This is a genomic window from Chloroflexaceae bacterium, from assembly GCA_025057155.1.
In the GTDB taxonomy this organism is placed as follows: Bacteria; Chloroflexota; Chloroflexia; order Chloroflexales; family Chloroflexaceae; genus JACAEO01.
The window spans coordinates 294-570 of sequence record JANWYD010000141.1 but is presented as its reverse complement, the minus strand read 5'-3'; the positions used below and the strand labels follow the sequence as shown (position 1 = coordinate 570).

At 62.5% G+C, this 277-nt stretch carries 1 protein-coding gene; it reads right to left on the bottom strand.

All coding sequences use genetic code 11. From position 1 onward, the window contains the following. A partial coding sequence (locus NZU74_20705; GenBank protein ID MCS6883745.1) for a hypothetical protein occupies window positions 1-277 on the bottom strand: 277 nt, incomplete at both ends.

Below are 277 nucleotides of genomic sequence, written 5' to 3'. Positions count from 1 at the left end.
AGACTCGGCCACGGTCGCCCTCGGCGACGATGGCCATGAGGCGCGCGCCCATTCTTCCCGCCATGCTCTCGGCTTTGATGTACTTGTCATCTATCACCGTTCCAGACATCAAACACTCAAAACTTGCGCCGCGCGCCAACTTCGTCCCGCGCTTCGCCCGCTCCACATCCTTCGGCTTGCCCACCTTCACCGTGAACCGGTAGCCGCCGTTCTCGATGACCGGCTCCACGTAGGCTTCCTTGCCGGGCTTGGTGGAGAGCATGAAGGTGGAGGCCAG